Below are 20,063 nucleotides of genomic sequence, written 5' to 3' on the forward strand. Positions count from 1 at the left end.
GACCTACCCTGACTTTTGCAGTAGGGTTAAGACAATCAGTGCTTTTCGTTGCGCATCACCGCTTCAAACCACTTCGGATGGTGCTTGCGCGCCCAGCCGTACGTGACGGTGCCGCGCACCATGGCGCCGATCGAGCCCTTGACCCACAGCGCCGCATAGATATGCACGATGATGGCGCAGATAATGCCGAAGGCACAGATCGAGTGCAGCAAGGCGGCGGCGCGGATGACGGGAATCGGGAAGTAGAACGCAAAATACGCGCGCCAGATCACGATGCCTGACAACAGCAGGCCGCACATGCAGAACAGCAGCACGAAAAACAGGATCTTCTGGCCGGCGTTGTATTTGCCGATCTTCGGAAGCTTTTCTTCGCGGTTGTTGAGCACATCGTCCATCTGCTTCAACCACTGCCTGTCGCCATCCTCGAACTTGTTATGGTGCCAGAAGCGCACCACCAGGATCGCAAACGAGACAAACATCACCAGGCCGGCAAACGGATGCAAAATGCGCGTCCACTGGCCGCCGCCAAACAGCAGCGCCAGCCACGACATCGACGGATGGAACATCGCCAGGCCCGACAGCGCCAGCATCACGAAGGTAATCGCCGTGATCCAGTGATTGGTGCGCTCATTGGGCTTGTAGCGTTCAATCAGGGGATTGCCGTCCTTGTCACGCAGCTTGTGATCGTCATGTTGGTGGCTCATGATTGCTCCTCGCGGATGCGCCGGGCCTCTGCCAGTGCTTCGGCCTCTTCATCCTTCGACACTTCGTTCGGACCGACACGCGTGTAATGGAAGAAACCGGCCAGCGCCGTTGCCGCCATGCCGGCTACGGCCAGCGGCTTGGCCCAGCCCTTCCAGAAGCCCACCATCGGACTGATGCGCGGACGGTTCGGCAGGTTGGCGTACAGCGTCGGCTTGTCGGCATGGTGCAGCACATACATCACGTGCGTGCCACCCACGCCAGCCGGGTCGTACAGCCCTGCGTTCTCGAAGCCGCGCGACTTCAGGTCGACGATGCGCTCTTCCGCATGCACCTTCATGTCTTCCTTGGTGCCGAACACGATGGCGCCGGTCGGACAGGTTTTCACGCAGGCCGGTTCCTGGCCGACGGCCACGCGGTCCGAGCACAGCGTGCACTTGTAGGCGCGGTCGTCCTTTTTCGAGATGCGCGGCACATCGAAAGGACAGCCGGCCACGCAGTAGCCACAGCCGATGCAGTTTTCCTGATGGAAGTCGACGATGCCGTTGGTGTACTGCACGATGGCGCCCGGCGCCGGACAGGCCTTCAGGCAGCCCGGGTCCTCGCAGTGCATGCAGCCGTCCTTGCGGATCAACCACTCGAGGTTGCCGTCGTTGCTTTCATGCTCGGTAAAACGCATCACCGTCCACGATTGCGGCGACAGGTCGGTCGGATTGTCGTAGGTGCCGTGATTCTCACCGACTTCATCGCGCAGGTCGTTCCATTCCATACAGGCCGTCTGGCAGGCCTTGCAGCCGATGCATTTGGATACATCGATCAGCTTGGCCACGGTACCGGTCACCGGCGTCCTCGCCTGGGGCGGCGTGACGGTGGTGGCGGACAGGCGCTTGATGTCTAACGATTGCAGTGCCATTATTGATCTCCCATCATGCTTTTTCCACCTTCACCAGGAAGGACTTGAATTCCGGTGTCTGCGAATTCGCATCCCCCACGCCAGGCGTCAGGGTATTAATCAGATACCCGGGCTTGGTCAGGCCGGTAAAGCCCCAGTGCAGCGGCAGGCCGACGGTATGCACCGGCTTGCCTTCGATCGTCAACGCCTTGATACGCTTGGTGACGACGGCCTTGGCGATAATGTGGCCACGCTTGGACGACACGCGCACTTCGCCACCGGCAACCACGCCGATGCTTTTGGCCAGCTCTTCGCCGATTTCAACGAATTGCTGCGGCTGGATAATGGCATTGAGCCGTGCATGCTTGGTCCAGTAATGGAAATGCTCGGTCAGGCGGTAGCTGGTTGCCACATGCGGATACTCTTCATGCGTCCCGAACATTTTCCGGTCATCGGCAAACACGCGCGCACCAGGATTGCTGGTCGCCTGCGCATTTTTCGGATGCATCGGGTTGTAGCCGAGCGGATTTTCAAACGGCTCGTAATGCTCGGGGAACGGACCTTCGGCCATGGCGCCACGCGCAAAGAAACGCGCCACACCTTCGCCCAGCATAATGAACGGACCCATGCCGTTTTCCGGCGGTTCGTCCACCTTGAAGTCGGGCACGTCAGCACCGCTCCAGTTGGTGCCGTTCCAGGCGATCAGCTTGCGGGTCGGATCGAACGGCTTGCCTTTCAGATCGCACGAAGCACGGTTGTACAGCACACGGCGGTTGGCCGGCCATGCCCAGGCCCAGCCCAGCGTCTGGCCGATACCGGTCGGGTCGCTGTTGTCGCGCCGTCCCATCTGGTTGCCTGCCGGGGTCCAGCTGCCGGCAAAAATCCAGCAACCGCTGGTGGTGCTGCCATCGTCGCGCAACTGGGCAAACGAGGACAATTGCTCGCCCTTCTTGACCAGCAGCTTGGTGGCGTCCTTTGGATCGTACAGATCGACCAGTGCCCGGCCGTTGAATTCGCGGGCGATCTCTTCCGGCTGCGGGCTATGCGGCTGCGCATAGTTCCACGTCAGGTTGACGATCGGGTCCGGGAATTTACCGCCTTCGGTCTGGTACATCTTGCGGATGCGCAGGAACAGGCCCGACATGATATCGAGGTCACTGCGCGCCTGGCCCGGTGGTTCGGCTGCCTGCCAGTGCCATTGCAGCACGCGCGAGGAGCTCACCAGCGAGCCGCGTTCTTCGGCAAAGCAGCTGGTCGGCAAACGGAACACTTCGGTCATGATCTTGGTCGGATCGACTTCGTGATACTGGCCGTGCGGCTTCCAGAATTCACCGGTTTCCACTGCCAGCGGATCCATGATGACGAGGAACTTGAGTTTCGACAGCGCTTCGGTCACCTTCTGCTTGTTCGGCGCCGACGCCAGCACGTTGAAGCCCTGGCAGATATAACCGGTCATCTTACCTTGATGCATGTTCTCGATGGCCTGCATCAGGTCATACGGCTTGTCGAGCTTGGGCAGGTAATCGAACGCGTAGTTGTTCTCGGCCGTGGCAAAGTCACCCCACCACGTCTTCATGAAGCTGACGTGGAATTTGCGGTAATTGCTCCAGTAGCTGAGCTGATTCGGACGCAGCGGCTTGGTGGCGCGCGCGCCGATATAGCCGTCGAAATCCTGCTCGCCCTCGTTGGGCAGCGTCATATAGCCTGGCAACAGGTTCGACATCAGCCCCAGGTCGGTCAGACCCTGGATATTCGAGTGGCCGCGCAAGGCGTTCATGCCGCCACCGGCAATGCCCATATTACCGAGCAACAGCTGCACCATGGCGCCGGTACGGATGGTCTGCGCGCCGGTCGAATGGTGCGTCCAGCCCAGTGCGTACAGGATGGTGCCGGCACGACCGGGCACGGCGGTCGAAGCAAGCGCTTCGGCAACTTTATGGAATTTCTCGGACGAGACACCGCACGTGCGCGTCACCATTTCCACGGTGTAGCGCGAATAGTGCTTCTTCATCATCTGGTACACGCAGCGCGGATGCTCCAGGGTCGGATCGACCTTGGCGTAGCCATCTTCGCCGATTTCATAGTCCCAGGTGCTCTTGTCGGTGTACTTGCCTTTTTCCTTGTCGAAGCCCGAATACAGGCCATCTTCAAAGCCGAAGTCTTCGCGCACGATAAAGGGCATGTCCGTGTAATTGCGGACGTATTCGTGCTGGATCTTGTCGTTGGTCAGCAGGTAATTGATGATACCGCCGAGGAAAACGATGTCCGTGCCGGTACGCGTGGCGCAGTAGTAATCTGCCACGGATGCGGTACGGGTAAAACGCGGATCGACAACGATCAGCTTGGCCTTGTTATGTGCTTTTGCTTCCGTTACCCATTTGAATCCGCAAGGATGTGCTTCTGCTGCATTGCCGCCCATGACCAGGATCACATCGGCATTCTTGATATCGACCCAATGATTCGTCATCGCGCCACGGCCAAACGTCGGGGCAAGACCTGCCACCGTCGGTCCGTGTCATACACGCGCCTGATTATCAAAGGTCAGCATCCCCATGCTGCGCACTGTCTTGTGGGTCAGATAACCGACCTCGTTGCTGCCGGCAGAGGCGGCCAGCATGCCGGTGGAGAGCCAGCGGTTGACGGTCTTGCCGTCTTCGGTTTTCTCGATCAGGTTGGCGTCACGGTCATCCTTCATCAGGCGCGCGATCTTGTCGAGCGCCACATCCCAGGAGATCGGCTGCCATTCCGTGCCGCCAGGTGCGCGATACTCGGGCACTTTCAGGCGGTTCGGGCTATGGATGAAGTCGATCAGGCTGGCGCCTTTCGGGCACAGCGTACCGCGGTTGACCGGGTGATCGGCGTCGCCTTCCACGTGGATAATGCTCGACACAGCGTTTTTCGCGCCGTCGCCCAGTCCGTACAACAGTACGCCGCAGCCTACCGAGCAGTAAGGACAGGTATTGCGCGTCTCGGTGGTGCGAGACAGCTTGTATTGCCGCACTTCAGCCATGGCCGTGCCCGGTGCGAAACCGAGCATGGCCAGACTGGAGCCGGCAATGGTCGCGCCAGTTACCCGAAGGAACTGGCGCCTGGACATCTGAACCATATCAGGCCTCTATGATGTAAGGAACTTCGGCATGCCGGTGTGACTGCCACCGGTTTTCCGAAGTTTTGTATGTAAAAAAAAGTCATGGAGCAGTCGCTACCGATATTCACAGCATGAATTACAGAGTTTTTGCGCCATATCAATGCATTTTACTCCTCAATAAGGCAACTGGTGCTGGCTGCTGGTTGTGACTACTTAGTGGAAACTACTTATTGACCGGTAGCCCTGCTAAAATCCGCCTTGTATTGCGATAGTGAGCACCTGCACCTGTCATTATATTACATGCCTAAATAACATTATTATTGCTTTGAAAAACTATTTCTCCGTATCAATGCTATACTTCGCCGGCCGCTGAGCATCCAGCCAGTGCGCAACCACTTGCACCTCCCGGCCACAGCTTGCGTGGCCCGCCATAGCGCCAGAAGCGCGGCGCCAGTTACCCCCGATTTCCCGTTCTGCAGCGCGACGACCTGCGCATTGCGGCGAATCCGACTGTTAAATTGCTAGGAACCACATGAAAAACCTGAATATCGGCAGCCGCCTCGGCGTCGGCTTTGCCGTCGTATTGCTGTTGCTTGCCGCCCTGACCGTCACCGCCATCGTGCGCATGCAAACGGCCAGCGACCTGACCTACCGCCTGGTCCATACCAGCATCAAGAACCAGCGCATGGTAGCCGAATGGGCCAAGATCATCGAGATCAACAGCGTGCGCGGCGTGGCCACGTTTGAAATTACCAATCCGGTCGTGCTGGCCAAAATCGAAGCCGATCTGAAAGTATTTGCCCAGCGCTCCAGCGATCTGCAGGACAAGATTGCCGTTTCGCTGCGCAATCCGGGCGTCAAGGCGCAGTTCGACGTGGTGCGCAAGGTGCGCACTGCCTATGTTGAAACGCGCGGCCGCGCCTTCAAGGCCAAGGCCGAAGGCGATATGGAACTGGCACGCAAGATTTTCGATGTGGAGCTGGCGCCCATCACGGTGGCCTACCAGGCCGAAGTCAAGCGCTTTGCGGAAATGCAGATTGCCGCTGCCGACGGCGTAGCCGACAGCATCCTCGAGTCGTACACCAGCACCCGTTTGCTGCTGATCGAACTGGGCATCCTGGCCATTATTCTCGGCATCGGCTTTGCCTGGACCATTTCGCGCTCGATCACGCGTCCGATCCGCGCTGCCGTTCAGGTTGCTGAAACGGTAGCGGCCGGCGACCTGACCAGCCAGATCACGGTAAGCAGCCGCGATGAAACCGGCCAGCTGATGCAGGCGCTGAAAACCATGAACGACAGCCTGGTGGGCATCGTCGGCCAGGTGCGCAGCGGCACCGACACGATTGCCACCGCATCGAGCGAAATTGCAGCCGGCAACCAGGATCTGTCGTCGCGCACCGAACAGCAGGCCAGTTCGCTGGAAGAAACCGCTTCCTCGATGGAAGAACTGACCTCGACCGTCAAGCAGAATACCGAGCATGCGCGCGAAGCGAACAAACTGGCCGGCGACGCCGCCCAGATCGCCAGCCGCGGCGGCGCCGTGGTGGCCGAAGTGGTCACCACCATGGACGACATCAACAACTCGTCGAAAAAGATCGTCGATATTATTTCCGTGATCGACGGGATTGCCTTCCAGACCAATATTTTGGCGCTGAATGCGGCGGTGGAAGCAGCGCGCGCCGGCGAACAGGGCCGTGGCTTTGCGGTGGTGGCCACCGAAGTGCGCAACCTGGCGCAGCGCTCGAGTGCAGCGGCCAAGGAAATCAAGGATCTGATCAACGATTCGGTGCAGAAAGTTGACGCCGGCACCGTGCTGGTCGATCGCGCCGGCCGCACCATGGAAGAGATCGTGCAGAGCATTGCCTTTGTCACCTCGATCATGGGTGAAATCAGCAACGCCAGCGAAGAGCAAAGCGCCGGCATCGAGCAGGTGAACCAGGCCATTTCCGAAATGGATCAGGTTACCCAACAAAATGCAGCGCTGGTGGAAGAAGCCTCGGCAGCGGCCGAAGCGATGCAGGAACAGGCCAGCGCGCTGGCACAGGTAGTCAGCGTGTTTCGCCTGGACGGCGCGGCAGCCGTACCGGCAGTGAAAGTGGCCAAGGCTGCGCCCTTGAAAGCACCAACGCAGCCAGTCCGCAAGGCGCCGACCCTGCCCTCGCCTGCACCTCGCAGCGCGCCCAAGGCGACCAGTGGCGAAGGCGATTGGGAAGAGTTTTAAAGCGGCTTGCGTTGCAGCGCTGTCGCCGTCTCGTCGATCAGTTTCGACAGCTCGCGCGGCAGCGGGCCGGCCAACAAGGCCAGCGCCAGCTGTTCCGGCTCGATCGCAGCATCGGCCGGCAGGCCATCTTCAAAGCCGCCGACCATCACACGGCAGAAATGCGGCGACTGGGGCTGCGTTTCCAGATACCAGCAGCCGGCATGCTGCTGCACGAAGTATTCCCCCACAAAGTAGCCGAGCATGGTCTTGACCCACTGCCAGCTTTCATCGCGGATAGTGATGGTGCGCATGGCCGCATCGATATACGGCAGGTATTCGGCCGCATTGGTCAGCACTTCGTGCGATGGCTGGATGCCGAGGCGCTCGACAAAGCTGACCAGCGAGGTACCCAGCGCGTCGTAATAGGCATCGAAAGCCTGCTGGCTTTCCTGTAATAATGTTTCTTGTTCTGCAGTCAGCATGGTGCTCCGGATTTTCTTTTCAATAAAGGTCAGGCCACGCCGACATCGACGCCGGCGCGCGCCAGCAAGGCATGGTTACGCTTGGACAAATGCGTGACCTGCACATGCTTGCCGGCTTTTTCATAACGCTCGTACAGCGATTCAATGGCGGCAATGGCCGAATGGTCGGCCATATGCAGATGGCGGCAATCGAGCACCACGCGCGCCGGGTCCAGAACCGGATCGAACAGTTCCTGGAAATGCGCGGTCGAGGCAAAGAACAGCGTGCCGTGCGGCACATACACGCGCTCGCCTTGCGTACTGTCATCGATATCGGCGCGCATCTCGCGCGCGTGCTGCCAGGCAAAGTTCAACGCGGCAATCACGATGCCGCAGCCCACGGCCACCGCCAGGTCGGTCAAGACGGTAATAATGGTGACAGCCACGATGACCAGCGCATCGTGCTTCGGCACCTTGCCCAGCACGCGCAGCGAACCCCAGGCAAACGTTTCCTGCGCCACCACGAACATCACACCCACCAGCGCCGCCAGCGGAATGCGCTCGATCAGCGGCGACAGAAACAGGATAAACAACAGGATCATCACGCCACTGGTCAGCCCCGACAGGCGCGAGCGACCGCCCGAACTCAAGTTGATCATGGTCTGACCGATCATCGCGCAGCCGCCCATGCCGCCAAACATGCCCGAGACGATATTGGAGGCGCCCAGCGCCACGCATTCGCGGTTGGGCTGGCCGCGCGTTTCCGTCATTTCATCGGTCAGGTTAAAAGTCAGCAGGGTTTCCAGCAGGCCCACCATGGCCATCAGCGCGGCATACGGGAAAATAATCTGCAAAGTTGCCATATTAAACGGCACATCGGGCCAGTGCCACACGGGCAGGCCGCCGGCAATCTGCGCCAGGTCGCCCAGGGTGCGCGTCGGCAATTGCAGCACATAGCACAGTACGCCCACGCCAAGAATGGCCACCAGCGCCGGCGGCGCGGCGCGCGTCAGACGCGGCAAAATATAGACAATCGCCATGGTCAGCGCCACCAGCGCGCTCATCACAAGTAGCGGCGTGCCCTGCAGCCAGCCATGGCCCTGCGCGGCCGGCTGGCGAAAGTGTTCAAGCTGGGCCATGGCAATCACGATGGCCAGGCCGTTGACAAAGCCCAGCATCACCGGATGCGGCACCATGCGGATTAACTTACCCAGGCGCAAAATGCCGAACAGCGCCATGATCATGCCGCTTAGCACCACGGTCGCCAGCAGATACTGCACTCCATGCTGCACCACCAGCGCCACGATCACTACCGCCATCGAGCCGGCCGCGCCCGAAATCATGCCGGGCCGCCCGCCAAACACGGCCGTCATGGCGCAGATAATAAAGGCGCCATACAAGCCCATCAGCGGATTGAGGTGCGCAACGAGCGCAAAGGCGATGCATTCAGGCACCAACGCAAACGAGGTGGTCAGGCCGGCGAGGAAATTCTTTTGTATATTCGGGAACCATTCGGCCCGAAAGGTATTGCTCATCATTGATCAGTATCCGGTTTGAAGCAAACAATGGCAGGCTTGCTGCCGTGAAATCAGGCGTACCGATACAGCTGGCTGGCGTTGAACCGCTGGCCACGCAAATCCCGGTCGAGATTGGGAATTTATAGGGAATCGCTCACTACATCGGTATGGCGCACAGGTCGGATCAATCGGGTTAGCACGACAGCATGGCCGGGCAGGCGCGAGTATACAAGACTGGCGCAAGACAGGCGCAAAACACTCGCAAGACGACCGCAACTGCCCGGGCAGGCAAAAAAATAGCCCACTCGAAAGTGGGCTATTTTTTTCATCTGGAGGCGAGGACGGGAATCGAACCCGTCTAAACGGCTTTGCAGGCCGCTGCATAACCTCTTTGCTACCTCGCCTGAGGAACTGCTGCGATGTGTTTTTCGGCACATCTGAAACTGGAGCGGGAGAAGAGTCTCGAACTCTCGACCTCAACCTTGGCAAGGTTGCGCTCTACCAACTGAGCTACTCCCGCATGGAGCTTTACTGCATCACGCTGCACCATCACATGGCGGCGGATAAAAAAAGGAAGCCAGCTGCGCTTCCCTTTAGAATTCTGGAGCGGGAGAAGAGTCTCGAACTCTCGACCTCAACCTTGGCAAGGTTGCGCTCTACCAACTGAGCTACTCCCGCATTGGAGCTTCTATTTTCTGCTGCTGCCACTAACCTGACTGCTTCCAGCTTGCGCTGGAGCGGGAGAAGAGTCTCGAACTCTCGACCTCAACCTTGGCAAGGTTGCGCTCTACCAACTGAGCTACTCCCGCATCTGAACAACTATTTTACTGCTTTTCAACCTCGTTTACAACTGCGCCCAGTGAATCACTGGAGCGGGAGAAGAGTCTCGAACTCTCGACCTCAACCTTGGCAAGGTTGCGCTCTACCAACTGAGCTACTCCCGCAGTGGACAACATTGTATCAGAAGCTCTACTACATCGCCAGTACTACTTTTTCACTGCAACTGCTGTTTTACCTATGACACTTCCAGAAAACTGGAGCGGGAGAAGAGTCTCGAACTCTCGACCTCAACCTTGGCAAGGTTGCGCTCTACCAACTGAGCTACTCCCGCGTCATCAACAACAGGCCAGCATTATAGAGGTATTACAGAGGGTGTCAATGGGATTTTGGCGGCTTCTCCTATGGACTATCCAGGGACCGCAAACATACGAGAACAAGCAAACCACCAATGCCCAAAACACCCCTCGTCCCCGGCAAAGGCATTCCGGGCCAAGCGGGGCTGAAAAATGTCGAGGGCAAGGCGCAGCGACGAAGACAGTACGCCAGTACGGCGAGGAGCTGCAACGCCGCCATCGGCATTTTCTCAGCCCCGCGTCTCCGGCCCGCAGTTTTTACGCTTTCAAGCGCAGAGATACGCAAGCGCCTATTGTGTCGGATTACGTCCCTTCGGGACTAATCCGACCTACCCGACGTACCCGACCCACCCGACATACGGGATCAATGCAGATTGCCGGCCTTTTCCTTAATCAGGGGCCATGCCAGGCGCAGGTAATAGAACATCGACCAAACCGTCAGCACGCAAGCGAGCCACAAAAGCTTTTCACCCCAGACATGGGTATCGATCGCGCCAAAGATCACCTCGTGATACAGCAGCAACGGAATGGCGGTCATCTGGGCGGCGGTCTTGATCTTGCCGATCGAGCTGACCGCCACCGATTTGGACGCGCCGATCTGCGCCATCCATTCGCGCAGCGCCGAGATGGTGATCTCGCGGCCGATAATAATAAAGGCCAGCACGGCGTTGACGCGGTCGAGCTGCACCAGTACCAGCAAGGCGCCGGCGACCATCAGCTTGTCGGCCACCGGGTCGAGGAAGGCGCCAAAGGCTGAGGTCTGGTTCCAGCGGCGCGCCAGAAAACCGTCAAACCAGTCGGTCACGGCGGCAACGATGAAGACCAGCGTGGCCACCAGGTTCTGGTCGCCATGCAGCAGCATCGACGGCGGCAGGTAAAACACGCCGACCACCAACGGGATCAGGGCCACGCGCAGCCAGGTCAGGAGAATGGGAATATTAAAAGGCATAGTAAGACAATCGGCCGACGGATAAAGTGAACAAAACGCCACACATCACGGGATGATATGGCGCACGCATAGTAACCTATTCCAGTTGCTGGCAGCCGCACCGGCTCGTGCATCAGTGCAACTGTCGGTAAATCTCTTCGGCCAGCTGGGTTGAAATGCCTTCCACCGACATCAGATCCTCCACGCTGGCGTCCACCACGCCGCGCAGGCCGCCAAAACGCGCCAGCAATTTCTGGCGGCGCTTGGCGCCAATGCCTTCAATCTCTTCCAGGCGCGAGGTCTGGCGCGTCTTGGCGCGCTTGGCGCGCATGCCGGTAATGGCAAAGCGGTGCGCCTCGTCGCGGATCTGCGCCACCAGCATCAGCGCCGCCGATTCCTTGCCCAGCTCCTGCTGCGGCCGTCCGTCGACAAACATCAGCGTTTCCAGCCCCACGCGCCTGCCCTCGCCCTTGGCCACGCCGACGATCAGGCTGATATCGAGCCCCAGTTCGGCAAATACCTGGCGCGCCATTTCAATCTGGCCCTTGCCGCCGTCGATCAGCACCACATCGGGCATCACACCGTCGCCATTGGCCACTTTTTCATAGCGGCGCATCAGCACCTGGCGCATGGCGGCGTAATCGTCGCCCGGCGTAATGTCGTTGATGTTGTAGCGCCGGTATTCGCCGTTCTGCATGGCGTGATGATGGAACACCACGCACGAGGCCTGCGTCGCTTCGCCCTGCGTATGGCTGATATCGAAACACTCGACGCGCAGGGTGTCGAGGTCTTCGATTTCCAGCCGCAAGGCGTCGGCCAGCGCACGCGTGCGCGACTGCTGCGAGCCCTGCTCGGACAGCAATCGCGCCAGCGAAATCTCGGCGCCTTTTTGCGCCAGTTCCAGCCACTGGCGGCGCTGCCCCTGCGGCTGGAAAATCAGGTTGATGCGATGGCCGCACTGTTCCATCAGGGCCACCATCAGCGCCGGCTGGTCGAATTCAATATTGAGGATCAGCGTGCCAGGAATAAATTTTTCCGTGTAATGCTGGGCCAGGAAGGCGCTCAGCACCTCGACCTCGATGGGTTCTTCGGCAATGGCGGCGGCATCGCTCATCTGGCTTGGAAAATAGGCGCGGTCGCCCAGATGGCGTCCGCCGCGCACCATCGCCAGGTTGACGCAGGCGCGGCCGCCCTGCACCAGCACGGCAATAATATCGACATCGGCGTCGCCCGACGTTTCCATGCTCTGCTGATGCAGCACGCGCGACAGCGACGCAATCTGGTTGCGCACCAGCGCCGCCTGCTCGAATTTCAGCTCGGCCGCATAGGCATGCATCTTCTTTTCCAGGTCGGCCATGACTTCACTCTGGCGCCCGCGCAGGAAACGCGCTGCATTGTCGACGTCGAGCCGGTAGTCTTCCTTGCTGATCAGGTTCACGCACGGCGCACTGCAGCGGCCGATCTGGTGCAGCAGACAGGGCCGCGTGCGATTGGCGTACACGCTGTCTTCGCAGGTGCGGATCAGGAATACTTTCTGCAGTATCTGCATCGATTCCTTGACCGCCCACGAGCTGGGAAACGGACCGAAATACTGGTTCTTCTTGTCCACCGCACCGCGGTAATACACCATGCGCGGCGCTTCGCCGTTGGTGATTTTCAGATAAGGGTAGGACTTATCGTCGCGAAACAGGATGTTGTAACGCGGCTGCAGCGCCTTGATCAGGTTGTTTTCCAGGATTAGCGCTTCGGCCTCGCTGTGCGTGACCGTGGTTTCCAGGCGTGCAATGCGCTCGACCATCATGGCGATGCGCGGGCTGGCCAGGTTTTTCTGGAAATAGCTCGACACGCGCTTTTTCAGGTCGCGCGCCTTGCCCACGTACAGCACTTTGTCGGCGGCATCGAAATAACGGTAGACGCCAGGCAGGTTGGGCAGTTTGGCCACCGTCGCCAGCACCTGCTCACGCGGATCCGGCACAGGCACGATGGCGTTCAGATCGGGGATTGCTTCAGTCATTGCTCACTCAGGGTTCCGGCGCCTGCTCCACGATCACAAACGCCACGGCATACTCTTCTTCATCGCTGACCGTGACCTGCACGATCAGGCGATGTTTTTCCATGAACTCGGCCAGCACGCCGCTGCAGACGATCATCGGCTTGCCGCTCGGGTGGTTCAGCATCTGCGCGGCCGGCCAGGTCATCGGCATGCGCATGCCCAGGCCGATGGCCTTGGAAAACGCTTCCTTGGCGGCAAAGCGGGTTGCCAGGAAGCGCACGCCGCGCGCCGCATGCTTGGCACTGCGCGCGCGAAACTTGTCCAGCTCCTGCGGCCCCAGTATTTTGCGTGCAAAGCGCTCGCCATGGCGCTGCAGCGCCGCCTCGATGCGCGGTATCTTGCAGATGTCGGTACCGATGCCGTAGATCATGTTTATCCTTTGCTGCCCAGTCTTGTCGCCACCATGATAGCCTTCATTTCACGAACCGCGTTTTCCCAACCGACAAACACCGCATGCGCCACGATGGCGTGGCCGATATTGAGTTCGGCAATATCGGGGATGGCGGCAATCGCCTGTACATTGGTGTAGTGCAGACCGTGGCCCGCGTTGACCTTCAGACCGCGCCCAACGCCAAAGCGCACACCGGCCTCGATGCGTTCAAGCTCGGCCAGTTGCTCCGCGCCTTCGGTATCGGCATAGCGGCCCGTGTGCAGCTCGATCACCGGCGCGCCCAGGTCGGCAGCGGCGCCGATCTGCTGCTCGTCGGCATCGATAAAGAGGCTGACGCGGATGCCCTCGCCTTGCAGCTGCTTGACGGCCGCTTCCACTTCCTTGTAGTAGCGCACCACGTCCAGCCCGCCTTCAGTGGTCACTTCAGTGCGCTTTTCCGGCACCAGGCAGACATCAAACGGCTTGATGCGGCAGGCAAAGTCGATCATCTCGGCAGTGACGGCTGCTTCCAGGTTCATGCGCGTAATCAGTTGCGGCGCAATCGCAATCACATCGGCGTCCTTGATATGGCGGCGGTCTTCGCGCAGGTGCAAGGTGATGGCGTCGGCGCCGGCCTGTTCGGCCAGCAGCGCTGCGCGCAGCGGATCAGGGTAAGCGGTGCCGCGCGCATTGCGCAGGGTCGCCACATGGTCGATATTGACGCCCAGGTCGATGACGGGGCCGGCAGGCTGCAAAAAGCTCATGAGATTAAGTTCCGTAAAATTATAGCTGCAACAGGTCGATCAGAATCTGGCGCGTATTGAGGGTCGCGCCACCGAGTTGGTGGGCCAGCAAAAAGCGCATCAGCAGCTTGCTCTGCGCCTGCGTGGCGGCATCGAGGTAATCTTCGCATTCCATGTCGAGCAGGGTCTTGCCGGTGATTTTCGGCCAGGCGTCCTGCGCGTGCGCCGGACGCGGTCCGCGCTCGGGGTCGACCACATACACCTCACCGGCCTGCACGCCCTGGCGCGTGACGGTGCAGCGCGTGAGATCGGCCGCCACCCCGGTTTCCTTGAGCAGTGCGCGCTCGAACTTGCGCAGCACGATCGGCGCCGGCTCGTTGTGCGCCAGCTGGTTCAGCGTGGCCACGTAATGGTCGAACAGTTGGGGATGGGGATCGTCGCGCGCCAGCAGCCTGACCAGCAGTTCATTGAGATAAAAGCCGCATAGCAAGGCGGTTTTTTCCAACGGCAGCATGCCACCGACCCACTCGGCACCGGTCAGGATGCGCAGCTCGGACTTGCCGGTCCAGCCGGCCTGCAGCGGCTGGAAGGTCTGCAGCACGCCGCGCAGTTGCGAATGGGGCCGCTTGGCGCCCTTGGCCACCAGCGCGATGCGGCCGTACTCGCGCGTAAATACGTCGACGATCAGGCTGGTTTCTTTATGGGGATAGCTGTGCAGCACAAACGACGGCTGGCCGGTGACCTTGCCGTCGCGCTGCGGGGCGCGGGTAGTGGCGCGCGCCGGGCGTGCCGGACGCGCTGGCGGCGCACCGGCAGCCGGTGGCGCGGCGGCCACCGGCGCAGCATCGGGCAACGCAGGGAGGGTGGTGCTCATGCGGTTGGTGTTGTCACCCGTGGCAGGCTTACTCGTAGCCGTAGGCGCGCAGGCCGGCTTCGTTGTCGGCCCAGCCCGATTTGACCTTGACCCAGATTTCCAGGTAGACCGGACCGCCGAACAGCTTTTCCATATCCAGGCGGGCCTGGGTCGACACTTCCTTCAGGCGCGCACCCTTGTTACCGATGATCATCGATTTATGCGTATCGCGTTCGACCAGGATGGCGGCAAACACGCGGCGCAGGTCGCCTTCCTGCTCGAATTTCTCGATCAGTACGGTACTGGTGTACGGCAGTTCATCACCGACAAAGCGGAACAGCTTTTCACGCACGATTTCCGAGGCCAGGAATTTTTCGCTGCGATCGGTAATATCGTCGGGCCCGAAGATAGGCTGGTTTTCCGGCAGGAAGCGCTTGATCTCGTTTTGCAAGCCTTCAAGCTGGAAGTGCAGCTTGGCCGACACCGGCACGATGGCGGCGAAGTCGCGCATGGCGGCCACTTTTTGCGCGAACGGCAGCAGCACGGCCTTGTCTTTCACGCGGTCCGACTTGTTGATCACCAGGATGCACGGCACTTCTTTCGGCAGCAGGTCCATTACCTGCTGGTCGGCCGGGCCAAACGTGCCCGCCTCGATCACGTACAGGATCACGTCCGACGAAATCAGGGTATTGGTGACGGTCTTGTTGAGCGTCTTGTTGAGCGCGTTGGAGTGGCGCGTCTGGAAGCCAGGCGTATCGACATAGATAAACTGCGCATCGGGCAAGGTCTGGATGCCGGTAATGCGGTGGCGCGTGGTCTGCGCCTTGCGCGAGGTGATGCTGACCTTGGCGCCGATCAGCACGTTCATCAGGGTCGATTTGCCCACGTTGGGGCGGCCCACGATGGCGATATAGCCACAGCGGAAGTGTTCGGGCATTTTGGAATCTGTCATGCTGGTATCAATTCTGTTTGGTGTGAACGGCAACGTCGTCGCTCTGGATGGTGGCAATGCCGGCCAGCTTGAGCTGGGCGGCGCGCGGTTTGGGCTTGCGGCTGGCGGCAGGCGACTTTTGCATTGCCTGCTCTGCCACGTCGAGCGCCAGTCGGGCGGCGGCTTGCTCACCGGCGCGGCGGCTTCCGCCACGGCCGTAGACCTGGATATTCAACTTCGGCACCAGGCATTCGATCTCGAATTCCTGGCTGTGGGCGGCGCCATGGGTGGCCACCACATTGTATTGTGGCAGCGAGATTTTCTTACTTTGCAAAAATTCCTGCAGCAGCGTCTTGGCGTCCTTGCCCAGCGTACGCGGATCGACCGTATCGAGGATGGGAATATAGAACGCGCGGATTACCATGCTGGCCGCATCGAAACCGGTATCGAGGAAAATTGCGCCCAGCAACGCTTCAAGCGTATCTGCCAGGATCGACGGACGGCGAAAGCCGCCAGACTTGAGTTCGCCTTCGCCCAGGCGCAGGAACTGCGACAGTTCGAGCTTTTGCGCGATTTCATACAGCGACTGCTGCTTGACCAGATTGGCGCGCAGGCGTGACAAATCTCCCTCGTCAATTGCCTGGAAGCGCTCGTACAGGATCGACGCTACCACGCAGTTGAGGATGGAGTCACCGAGAAATTCCAGCCGCTCGTTATGCAAACTGCTGTGGCTACGGTGCGTCAGGGCTTGCTGCAGCAGGCCAGCATCCTGGAACGTATAGCCTAGACGGGTTTGCAATAGCTGAAGATTCATTGTTGTTTCTGTTTCATCTGATTGATTCGGCTGGCCGCCACGCAATGTTTGGGCGCGGCGGCCAGAGGCTTAATGAATGCCGCCCACGCGTTTCGGATTGCTGAAATTCATCCACACCAGGAAAGCCTTGCCGACGATATTCTCGTTCGGCACGAAACCCCAGTAGCGGCTGTCCGCACTGTTGTCACGGTTGTCGCCCATCATGAAGTAGTTCCCCGCTGGCACCACGCAGGTAAAGCCGTCTTCGTTGTAGCTGCAGTCGTCCTTGTGCGGGAAATCTTTCACTTCGGCCAGGTTCAGCGTCGGCGCCGGATCGTCATTGAGGATGCGGTGGCTGACGCCGGTCAGGTTTTCTTCCAGCTGCTTGTGATACACGGTGCTTTCATCGTCGAGATAATCGTCGAGCGGCGTGTATGTCACTTCCTTGCCATTGACCGTCAAACGCTTGTTTTCATAGGTGATTTTATCACCGGGCACGCCGATCACGCGCTTGATGTAGTCCTGCGTCATGTCTTTCGGATACTTGAACACCATCACGTCGCCGCGCTGCGGATCGTTCACTTCGATAATGCGCTTGTTGACGATCGGCAGACGGATACCGTAGGTAAATTTGTTCACCAGGATCAGGTCGCCCACCAGCAGCGTCGGCACCATCGACGACGATGGAATCTTGAACGGCTCGTACAGGAACGAGCGCAGGCAGAACACCAGCGCAATCACCGGAAAGAAGCTGCCCGAGTATTCAACCCATGTCGGCTGGCGCAGCAGCGCCGCTTCGATCGAGGCACGGTTGCCGCCGGCGTCGGCCTTGATGCCCTCGCCGGCGAGCTTGGCCTGGCGCGCATCGAATTCGGCCAGCGCCTGGTCGGCCGCCTTGCGGCGCTGCTTGGACAGATAGAACACATCGAGGCACCAGACCAGGCCGGTCGCCACCATCAGCACAAACAGGATTAAAGCGAAATTTCCTAAGATCACTTGCAGGTTCATTTATCGTCCACTTGTAAAATTGCCAGGAATGCTTCTTGCGGGATCTCCACCGAACCCACTTGTTTCATGCGTTTTTTACCTGCTTTTTGTTTTTCCAGCAATTTCTTCTTGCGGCTGATATCGCCGCCATAGCACTTGGCCAGCACGTTCTTGCGCAACGCCTTGACGTTCTCGCGCGAGATAATGTTGGCGCCGATGGTCGCCTGGATCGCCACGTCGAACATCTGGCGCGGAATCAGCTCGCGCATCTTGGCGGCAACCTGGCGACCACGATACTGGCTGTTGGAACGGTGCACGATAATGGCCAGCGCATCGACTTTCTCGCTGTTGATCAGCATGTCGACCTTGACCACGTCGGCCGCGCGGTATTCCTTGAACTCGTAGTCCATCGAAGCGTAACCGCGCGAGGTCGATTTCAGGCGATCAAAGAAGTCCAGCACGATCTCGGCCATCGGCATTTCATAGATCAGCTTGACCTGGCGGCCGTGGTAGCTCATGTCCATCTGGATGCCGCGCTTGGCGATACACAGGGTAATGACCGAACCGACATACTCTTGCGGCATATACAGATTGACCGTAACGATCGGCTCGCGCACTTCTTCGATGCGCGACGGATCGGGCATCTTGGAGGGGTTGTCGACGTTGATCATGCTACCGTCGCGCTGCACCACCTCGTACACCACGGTCGGCGCGGTGGTGATCAGGTCCATGTCGAACTCGCGTTCGAGACGCTCCTGCACGATTTCCATGTGCAGCAAGCCCAGGAAGCCGCAGCGGAAGCCGAAGCCCAGCGCCTGCGACACTTCCGGCTCGTACATCAGCGCCGCATCATTGAGCTTGAGCTTTTCCAACGAATCGCGCAGCGCATCGTACTGGTTGGCTTCGACCGGGAACAGGCCGGCAAACACCTGCGGCTGCACTTCCTTGAAGCCGGGCAGCGGCTCACTGGCAGGACGCGAAGCCAGCGTCACGGTGTCGCCCACCTTGGCCGCCTTCAGTTCCTTGATACCGGCGATAATAAAGCCCACCTGTCCTGCCGACAATTGCGGCAAGGATTGCGAACGCGGCGAAAATACGCCGATATCTTCCACCAGCTGCACCGAATCGGTGGCCATCAGGCGGATCTTGTCTTTGGGTTTAAGGGTGCCATTGACCATGCGCACCAGCATCACCACGCCCACGTACGAGTCGTACCAGGAGTCGACGATCAGCGCCTGCAACGGTGCGTCCGGATCGCCCTTCGGCGCCGGCACCTTGGCGATCAGGGACTCCAGCACGTCCTGCACGCCCAGGCCGGTCTTGGCCGAGCAATGCACGGCGTCAGCGGCATCGATGCCGATCACGTCTTCGATTTCGGCAATCGCGGTCGGCGGGTCGGCGTTCGGCAAGTCGATCTTGTTCAGTACCGGCACCACCTCTACGCCCAGGTCGAGCGCCGTGTAGCAGTTAGCCACGGTTTGCGCTTCCACGCCCTGCGAGGCGTCGACTACCAGCAGCGCGCCTTCGCAGGCCGACAGCGAGCGCGACACTTCATAGCTGAAGTCGACGTGGCCCGGCGTATCGATCAGGTTCAGGTTATAGGTCTGGCCATCGCGCGCCTTGTATTGCAGCGCGGCCGTTTGTGCCTTGATGGTAATGCCGCGTTCGCGCTCCAGATCCATCGAATCGAGCACCTGCGCCTCCATCTCGCGGTCGGACAGGCCGCCGCACAATTGAATGATGCGGTCCGCCAGGGTCGATTTACCGTGGTCAATATGGGCGATGATGGAGAAATTGCGTATGTTATTCATTAACTAATATCTATGCGAGTGACAACAGTGCTGTAACAAGGAATCCAGGGCCAAGGGGCCAACTTCGGGATAGACCCGGCGCCCCGCTCATGATGAAAAAAGCGCTCCGAGCAGGGCATCTGCATGCCCCGGGCGAGCGCTTTTTGAAGCGACAGAAGCTGCTGCCTCGGACAGGAGCTTTTTCGACCTCTCCATTTTACCGGATTTCACACTAGAAAGCCCGTGTTATCAGGGTGGCACCGGGGAAAACGTGCAGTTGCGTGCTGGCGCGCTTTCTTTATTGCGCTGCCAGGCAGCGCCGCACGGCCGCTTCGTCGAGGAAGTAATGACACAGCTCGGGCTGCTCAAGGCCGGCAAACAGCACCGGAACGAGCTCATCGAAGCGGGCCAGCAGCGTGGCGTCGGGCGACTGGTCGATATCGATTACCTCGACCGTGAACGGCTGCGCCGGCGTTTGCAGACGCTGCAGCGCGTCAAACATCTCCTGGCAAAGGTGGCAGTAACCGCGGGAGTACAGGGTGAAGTGCATGGTGGGTTCAGTGATCTTGTTGACGCGCGCGGGGCAAGGGAGCGGCCTGGGATGGCCCGCCCCCACAGGCCG

16 protein-coding genes and 6 tRNA genes are annotated in these 20,063 nt (G+C 59.7%); 1 reads left to right on the forward strand and 21 read right to left on the reverse strand.

Annotation, left to right across the window (positions count from 1 at the left end; genetic code table 11):
• Nucleotides 1–35: 35 nt before the first annotated feature.
• Genes GCM43_RS02385 through fdnG form a run of 3 tightly spaced genes read right to left on the reverse strand, consistent with a single transcriptional unit; the run spans nt 36 to nt 4,700 of the window.
• Nucleotides 36–704 carry a formate dehydrogenase subunit gamma gene (locus GCM43_RS02385; RefSeq protein WP_152241881.1) on the reverse strand — a complete coding sequence of 223 codons (669 nt, stop codon included), beginning with the start codon at nt 702–704 and terminating at the stop codon, nt 36–38.
• Nucleotides 701–1,615 carry a formate dehydrogenase subunit beta gene (fdxH, locus tag GCM43_RS02390; protein ID WP_152241882.1) on the reverse strand — a complete coding sequence of 305 codons (915 nt, stop codon included), beginning with the start codon at nt 1,613–1,615 and terminating at the stop codon, nt 701–703. Before fdxH ends, GCM43_RS02385 begins: the two co-directional genes overlap by 4 nt.
• Before the next feature lie 13 nt (nt 1,616–1,628).
• Nucleotides 1,629–4,700 carry a formate dehydrogenase-N subunit alpha gene (gene fdnG / locus GCM43_RS02395; RefSeq protein WP_152241883.1) on the reverse strand — a complete coding sequence of 1,024 codons (3,072 nt, stop codon included), beginning with the start codon at nt 4,698–4,700 and terminating at the stop codon, nt 1,629–1,631.
• A 514-nt stretch (nt 4,701–5,214) separates the two neighbouring features.
• Between fdnG and GCM43_RS02400 the strand changes: the two genes are divergently transcribed.
• Nucleotides 5,215–6,903, forward strand: coding sequence for a methyl-accepting chemotaxis protein (locus GCM43_RS02400; protein ID WP_152241884.1), 1,689 nt, complete (start codon nt 5,215–5,217; stop codon nt 6,901–6,903).
• On the opposite strand, the gene GCM43_RS02405 is transcribed toward GCM43_RS02400, so the two are convergent.
• The 18 genes from GCM43_RS02405 to GCM43_RS02490 form a co-directional block, all read right to left on the reverse strand.
• Complete coding sequence (locus GCM43_RS02405) at nt 6,900–7,364, reverse strand: hypothetical protein (protein WP_152241885.1); 465 nt, start codon at nt 7,362–7,364, stop codon at nt 6,900–6,902. The genes GCM43_RS02400 and GCM43_RS02405 overlap by 4 nt on opposite strands.
• A gap of 29 nt (nt 7,365–7,393) precedes the next feature.
• Entirely contained in the window at nt 7,394–8,881 is a 1,488-nt protein-coding gene (locus GCM43_RS02410; protein WP_152241886.1) for a SulP family inorganic anion transporter, read from the reverse strand.
• A 309-nt stretch (nt 8,882–9,190) separates the two neighbouring features.
• A tRNA-Cys gene (locus GCM43_RS02415) sits at nt 9,191–9,264 on the reverse strand.
• Between the two features lie 40 nt (nt 9,265–9,304).
• Nucleotides 9,305–9,380, reverse strand: a tRNA-Gly gene (locus GCM43_RS02420).
• Nucleotides 9,381–9,462: 82 nt separating this feature from the next.
• Nucleotides 9,463–9,538: transfer RNA gene (locus GCM43_RS02425), tRNA-Gly, on the reverse strand.
• A gap of 55 nt (nt 9,539–9,593) precedes the next feature.
• Nucleotides 9,594–9,669, reverse strand: a tRNA-Gly gene (locus GCM43_RS02430).
• 59 nt (nt 9,670–9,728) lie between these two features.
• A tRNA-Gly gene (locus tag GCM43_RS02435) sits at nt 9,729–9,804 on the reverse strand.
• 91 nt (nt 9,805–9,895) lie between these two features.
• Nucleotides 9,896–9,971 (reverse strand) — tRNA-Gly (locus GCM43_RS02440).
• A gap of 386 nt (nt 9,972–10,357) precedes the next feature.
• Nucleotides 10,358–10,942, reverse strand: coding sequence for a CDP-diacylglycerol--glycerol-3-phosphate 3-phosphatidyltransferase (pgsA, locus tag GCM43_RS02445; protein ID WP_152241887.1), 585 nt, complete (start codon nt 10,940–10,942; stop codon nt 10,358–10,360).
• Between the two features lie 112 nt (nt 10,943–11,054).
• Complete coding sequence (gene uvrC, locus GCM43_RS02450; protein ID WP_152241888.1) at nt 11,055–12,935, reverse strand: excinuclease ABC subunit UvrC; 1,881 nt, start codon at nt 12,933–12,935, stop codon at nt 11,055–11,057.
• 7 nt (nt 12,936–12,942) lie between these two features.
• The gene (gene acpS / locus GCM43_RS02455) at nt 12,943–13,344 is read right to left on the reverse strand and encodes a holo-ACP synthase (protein WP_152241889.1); all 402 of its coding nucleotides are present in this window, start codon (nt 13,342–13,344) and stop codon (nt 12,943–12,945) included.
• Nucleotides 13,345–13,346: 2 nt separating this feature from the next.
• The gene (gene pdxJ, locus GCM43_RS02460) at nt 13,347–14,108 is read right to left on the reverse strand and encodes a pyridoxine 5'-phosphate synthase (protein ID WP_152241890.1); all 762 of its coding nucleotides are present in this window, start codon (nt 14,106–14,108) and stop codon (nt 13,347–13,349) included.
• A 19-nt stretch (nt 14,109–14,127) separates the two neighbouring features.
• Nucleotides 14,128–14,961: a DNA repair protein RecO gene (recO, locus tag GCM43_RS02465; RefSeq protein WP_152241891.1), complete on the reverse strand. Its 834-nt coding sequence runs from the start codon at nt 14,959–14,961 to the stop codon at nt 14,128–14,130.
• Nucleotides 14,962–14,989: 28 nt separating this feature from the next.
• Nucleotides 14,990–15,892, reverse strand: coding sequence for a GTPase Era (gene era / locus GCM43_RS02470; RefSeq protein ID WP_152241892.1), 903 nt, complete (start codon nt 15,890–15,892; stop codon nt 14,990–14,992).
• Between the two features lie 7 nt (nt 15,893–15,899).
• Nucleotides 15,900–16,670 carry a ribonuclease III gene (gene rnc, locus GCM43_RS02475; protein ID WP_413770919.1) on the reverse strand — a complete coding sequence of 257 codons (771 nt, stop codon included), beginning with the start codon at nt 16,668–16,670 and terminating at the stop codon, nt 15,900–15,902.
• 84 nt (nt 16,671–16,754) lie between these two features.
• Complete coding sequence (gene lepB / locus GCM43_RS02480; protein ID WP_152241894.1) at nt 16,755–17,672, reverse strand: signal peptidase I; 918 nt, start codon at nt 17,670–17,672, stop codon at nt 16,755–16,757.
• On the reverse strand, nt 17,669–19,462 hold the full coding sequence (gene lepA, locus GCM43_RS02485) for a translation elongation factor 4 (protein WP_152241895.1): 1,794 nt from the start codon (nt 19,460–19,462) through the stop codon (nt 17,669–17,671). The genes lepB and lepA overlap by 4 nt, the downstream gene beginning before the upstream one ends.
• 277 nt (nt 19,463–19,739) lie before the next feature.
• Nucleotides 19,740–19,991, reverse strand: a complete 252-nt coding sequence (locus GCM43_RS02490) for a glutaredoxin family protein (protein ID WP_152241896.1) — start codon at nt 19,989–19,991, stop codon at nt 19,740–19,742.
• Between the last annotated feature and the right edge of the window lie 72 nt (nt 19,992–20,063).

Source organism: Janthinobacterium aquaticum, assembly GCF_009208565.1.
Lineage (GTDB): Bacteria > Pseudomonadota > Gammaproteobacteria > Burkholderiales > Burkholderiaceae_D > Janthinobacterium.

What these genes read in the sequence shown, in the direction of transcription:
- era (WP_152241892.1), bottom strand. Translation starts at nt 15,892, where the DNA reads ATGACAGATTCCAAAATGCCCGAACACTTCCGCTGTGGCTATATCGCC.
- pdxJ (WP_152241890.1), bottom strand. Translation starts at nt 14,108, where the DNA reads ATGAGCTTTTTGCAGCCTGCCGGCCCCGTCATCGACCTGGGCGTCAAT.
- GCM43_RS02490 (WP_152241896.1), bottom strand. Translation starts at nt 19,991, where the DNA reads ATGCACTTCACCCTGTACTCCCGCGGTTACTGCCACCTTTGCCAGGAG.
- lepA (WP_152241895.1), bottom strand. Translation starts at nt 19,462, where the DNA reads ATGAATAACATACGCAATTTCTCCATCATCGCCCATATTGACCACGGT.
- GCM43_RS02405 (WP_152241885.1), bottom strand. Translation starts at nt 7,364, where the DNA reads ATGCTGACTGCAGAACAAGAAACATTATTACAGGAAAGCCAGCAGGCT.
- pgsA (WP_152241887.1), bottom strand. Translation starts at nt 10,942, where the DNA reads ATGCCTTTTAATATTCCCATTCTCCTGACCTGGCTGCGCGTGGCCCTG.
- GCM43_RS02410 (WP_152241886.1), bottom strand. Translation starts at nt 8,881, where the DNA reads ATGATGAGCAATACCTTTCGGGCCGAATGGTTCCCGAATATACAAAAG.
- acpS (WP_152241889.1), bottom strand. Translation starts at nt 13,344, where the DNA reads ATGATCTACGGCATCGGTACCGACATCTGCAAGATACCGCGCATCGAG.
- GCM43_RS02385 (WP_152241881.1), bottom strand. Translation starts at nt 704, where the DNA reads ATGAGCCACCAACATGACGATCACAAGCTGCGTGACAAGGACGGCAAT.
- fdxH (WP_152241882.1), bottom strand. Translation starts at nt 1,615, where the DNA reads ATGGCACTGCAATCGTTAGACATCAAGCGCCTGTCCGCCACCACCGTC.
- GCM43_RS02400 (WP_152241884.1), top strand. Translation starts at nt 5,215, where the DNA reads ATGAAAAACCTGAATATCGGCAGCCGCCTCGGCGTCGGCTTTGCCGTC.
- uvrC (WP_152241888.1), bottom strand. Translation starts at nt 12,935, where the DNA reads ATGACTGAAGCAATCCCCGATCTGAACGCCATCGTGCCTGTGCCGGAT.
- recO (WP_152241891.1), bottom strand. Translation starts at nt 14,961, where the DNA reads ATGAGCACCACCCTCCCTGCGTTGCCCGATGCTGCGCCGGTGGCCGCC.
- lepB (WP_152241894.1), bottom strand. Translation starts at nt 17,672, where the DNA reads ATGAACCTGCAAGTGATCTTAGGAAATTTCGCTTTAATCCTGTTTGTG.